Source organism: Mesorhizobium sp. (assembly GCF_024509055.1).
Classification (GTDB): domain Bacteria; phylum Pseudomonadota; class Alphaproteobacteria; order Rhizobiales; family Rhizobiaceae; genus Mesorhizobium.
This window is the reverse complement of record NZ_JANINM010000171.1, coordinates 1-3549: the sequence shown is the minus strand read 5'-3', so window position 1 is coordinate 3549 and position 3549 is coordinate 1. Positions and strand designations below refer to the sequence as shown.

Annotated in this window: 4 protein-coding genes and 1 pseudogene; all 5 read right to left on the bottom strand. The window is 63.8% G+C overall.

What is annotated here, in order from left to right:
* The coding region (locus Q0L57_RS08235) for an Ldh family oxidoreductase (protein ID WP_296740968.1) at positions 1-740 on the bottom strand (740 nt) is incomplete at its 3' end.
* A 133-nt stretch (positions 741-873) separates the two neighbouring features.
* On the bottom strand, positions 874-1683 hold the full coding sequence (locus Q0L57_RS08230) for an ABC transporter permease (protein ID WP_296740965.1): 810 nt from the start codon (positions 1681-1683) through the stop codon (positions 874-876).
* Positions 1683-2396 carry an ABC transporter permease gene (locus Q0L57_RS08225; protein ID WP_296740970.1) on the bottom strand — a complete coding sequence of 238 codons (714 nt, stop codon included), beginning with the start codon at positions 2394-2396 and terminating at the stop codon, positions 1683-1685. The genes Q0L57_RS08230 and Q0L57_RS08225 overlap by 1 nt, the downstream gene beginning before the upstream one ends.
* Before the next feature lie 155 nt (positions 2397-2551).
* The gene (locus Q0L57_RS08220) at positions 2552-3346 is read right to left on the bottom strand and encodes a transporter substrate-binding domain-containing protein (RefSeq protein WP_296740963.1); all 795 of its coding nucleotides are present in this window, start codon (positions 3344-3346) and stop codon (positions 2552-2554) included.
* A 56-nt stretch (positions 3347-3402) separates the two neighbouring features.
* Positions 3403-3549: pseudogene (locus Q0L57_RS08215) on the bottom strand (histidine/lysine/arginine/ornithine ABC transporter ATP-binding protein); the annotation flags it as partial.

The window sequence follows — 3549 nt, the reverse complement described above, 5'->3', positions numbered from 1 at the left end:
GACCAGTTGGCGCCGGAAATGCCCGCCGCCAGCACCTCGACCATCAAGGCGATGTTGGCCCCGCGCTGGCCGCCGAAGGCAAGCATCGCTCCCTTCATTGCCGCCGCAGGGTCGGTGGTCGGATTGCCGTTCGCATCCAAGGCCCAGCCTTCGGGGATATTCTTGCCGTCCTCCGCCGCTTTGCGGATGTTGACGAAGGCCGTCGCGCTCGACGATTGGTCGATGACCAAAGGCGGTCCGTCCGCGGCGGGCGCGGCAAAGGACATCGGGTTGGTGCAATAGACCGGCTTGACCGAGCCGGAGCCTGCCAGCACCGCCGGCCCGTTTGTTGCCGCGAAGGACACCAGCCCCTGTTCGGCCAGCCGCCCGGTGAAATAGCCAAGCGCGCCGCAGGTATAGGCGTTCTTCTGCGAGAAGATGGCGACGCCGAACAGCTTCGCCGCCTTGGCGAGATCCTCGATCGTGCGGTCGAAACCGGTGTGGGCGAGCCCGCCCCGCGCGTCGGAAAGATAGACGGCGAGCGCCGGCCTGGTGATCACGGGATCGGCGTTGCCGTCGATACGGCCGGCTTCCAGCGCTTCGAGGTAGTCGATGAAATGCGACAGGCCGACCGTCGATAGGCCTTCGGCCTCGGCCGCGATGATCGAGGCGGTCAGCGATTGCGCCGCCTCCTCGTTGGCGCCCGCGCCGAGCGCCGCCATCCGGCACAGCCCTGTTGCCTGGTCGAGAGAGAGTTGCATTGTCGCCATCCTGAGATTCCAGAATCTGAATGCGTAGCCGGGTCTGGGATTAGCAGCAGACAAGGCGATGTTTGTGTTGAAAATCGTCCGTCACTGCAAGAATTGCGGCGGACACTCTTTCGTGCCGTCCCTGCTAACCGATCTTGACCGGGATGCGTGCCTCGATCCTGCTGAAGATGAGCACCAGGATGCCGGTGATCGTCATATAGATCAGCGCCAGCAGCAGCAGGGGTTCGTAGGTCAGGTAGGTGTCCTGCCTAACTTTGGACGAGACGGCGAAGATGTCGATGACGCTGATCGTCGCCACCAGAGGCGTCGACTTCAGCTGCAGCACGGTTTCGCCGGTCAGCGTCGGCAGCGCCCGGTAGAAGGCCTGCGGCAGCCAGATGCGCCGGAATATTTTCCAGCGGCTCATGCCGAAGGCGCGGGCGGCCTCCAACTGGCCCTTGGGCACGCCGGCGAAGGCGCCGCGCATCACCTCGCCCTCATAACCGGCGAAGGACAGCGTCAGGGCCACGACGGCATATGGCCACGCCTGCCTGAGATAGGGCCACATCCAGGAATCGCGGATCCAGGGATACTGTGGGAACAGCGAGCCCAGCCCGTAATAGAGCAGCCATAGCTGCAGCAGCAGCGGCGTTCCCCGGATGATGGTGCAGAAGACCTTGGCTGGCACGGCGAACCAGAACGGCCCGCCGGCCTGCGCAAGCCCGAGCGGCACGGCAAGCAGGAAGCCCAGCGCGCAGGTAACAGCGAGGATCCACAGCGCGCGCCAGATTCCGAGCAGCCCCATTTCCCAATATTGCGGCAGCCAGTCCCAGCGCATGAAGAAGGCGGCGCAAAGCGCCAATCCAAGGGCGATCAGGATCAGCACGATACGGTGCGGCTTGAGCCAGATGGAGGCGCGCGCCGCCATGGTGATCGCGGTGGCTTCCGCGGACATCAGCGTGCCTCCTTGACCGACGGCATACCACGCCGCGACCAGGCTTCGACGCGGCCGATGATCAGGTTGGAAAAGAGCGACAGGGCAAGGTAGAGCACGCCCGCCGCGAGATAGAAGATGAGATAGGCCTTGGTCACGCCTGCGGCCTGCCGCGTGGCCAGCGTCAGTTCGAAGAAGCCGACCACGGCGAGGAGCGCCGTGTCCTTGGTGGCGATCAGCCAGAGATTGGCAAGGCCGGGTATCGCGAAAGGCAGCATGGCCGGCACTGTTATGCGCCTCAGCATCAAGCCAGGCGACATGCCGTAGGCTCGGGCGGCTTCGATCTGGCCCTGCGGAATGGCGAGGATGGCGCCGCGAATAACTTCGGTCGAATAGGCGCCCTGGACCACGCCGAGCACGAAGATGCCGGCCGCCAGCCCGCTGATGTCGACGCGCTGGTAGCCCATCGCCGTAAGCACCTGGTTGATGAGGTCCGTGCCGGCATAATAGAGCAGCAGGATCAGCACCAGCTCAGGCACGGCGCGCACCACGGTCGTGTAAACGGCGAGCAGGTCGCGCGTCACCGGGCCGCCATAGAGCTTACCGAAGGCGCCCGCGGTGCCGATCATCAGGCCGAGGCACGTGGCGCCGACGGCGATCTCGATCGAATGCAGCAAACCGACAAGCAGCGTAGCGCCCCAGCCGGGGGGCTCCGGTGACAGGAGCTCAAAGATGCCGGCCGCCGAGGCCGGAAGAAACACGTCGATCAGCTTCGCCCCCGATTGCTGTCAAACCGCTGACCAGGCGGTCAGCGGCGAACATGCATGGCACAAGGTTTGGGCTTGAAAGGGCATGGCGCCAGCGCCATGCCCCGGCTTGTCTGATGCCGTCAGTTCGACTGCGGCGCGGCGCCGTAGATGTCGAAATCGAAGTATTTCTTCGAGATCTCGTCATACTTGCCGTTGGCGCGGATCGCCTTGATGCCGGCGTTGAACTTTTCCTTGAGCGCGGTGTCTTCCTTGCGCACGCCGGCGCCGACGCCCGAACCGAGCACCTCTTCGTCAGGTGCGACCATGCCCTTCAGGTCGCAGCAGGCCTTGCCCTGGTCCGTCTTGAGGAAATCGCTGAGCGCGACCGAATCGGCCTGCACCGCATCGAGGCGGCCGGCGGCAAGGTCATTGTTGGCCTCGTCCTGGGTCTGGTACTCCTTGATTTCCTGCGCCCCGGTAAAGTGCTTCTTGGCGTAGACGGCGTGGATGGTCGACACCTGCACGCCGATGACCTTGCCCTTCAGGTCGTCCGGCGTTGGGCCGAACTTCTTGTCCTTTGGTCCGATGATGGCGGTCGGCGTGTTGTAATACTTGTCGGAGAAGTCGATCGTCTTCTTGCGCTCGTCGGTGATCGACATTGAGGACACGATCGCGTCGATCTTCTTGGTGGTCAGCGCCGGAATGATGCCGTCCCAGGCGACGGGCGTGATCACGCAGTCCATCTTCTCTTCGGCGCACACGGCATCGACGAAGTCGATTTCCCAGCCCACCCATTTGCCGGAAGAATCAGGCGAGGTGAAGGGCGGATAAGGCTCGGCTGCAACGCCGATCTTCACCTGGTCGGCCTTGGCCACGCCCATCGCGGCGACGCCGAAGAGCAGCGTCGCGGCGAACGTCTTGAGAACAGTCTTCATATCAGGACTCCCACTTTGTTGTTGTTCCCGGTTCTTCGCCCCGCTTGACGCCGACCCTAACCGACGTTGCGGAGGAATTGCTTGAGCCTTTCGGATTTGGGCGCGCCGAACAGCTGTTCGGGCGGACCCTCTTCCTCGACCAGCCCGTTGTAGAGGTAGACGACATGCGTCGCGACCTCGCGGGCAAACTTCATTTCATGCGT

Excerpts from the sequence above, each read along its gene's own strand:
- Q0L57_RS08220 (WP_296740963.1), bottom strand. The coding sequence starts at position 3,346 with ATGAAGACTGTTCTCAAGACGTTCGCCGCGACGCTGCTCTTCGGCGTC.
- Q0L57_RS08230 (WP_296740965.1), bottom strand. The coding sequence starts at position 1,683 with ATGTCCGCGGAAGCCACCGCGATCACCATGGCGGCGCGCGCCTCCATC.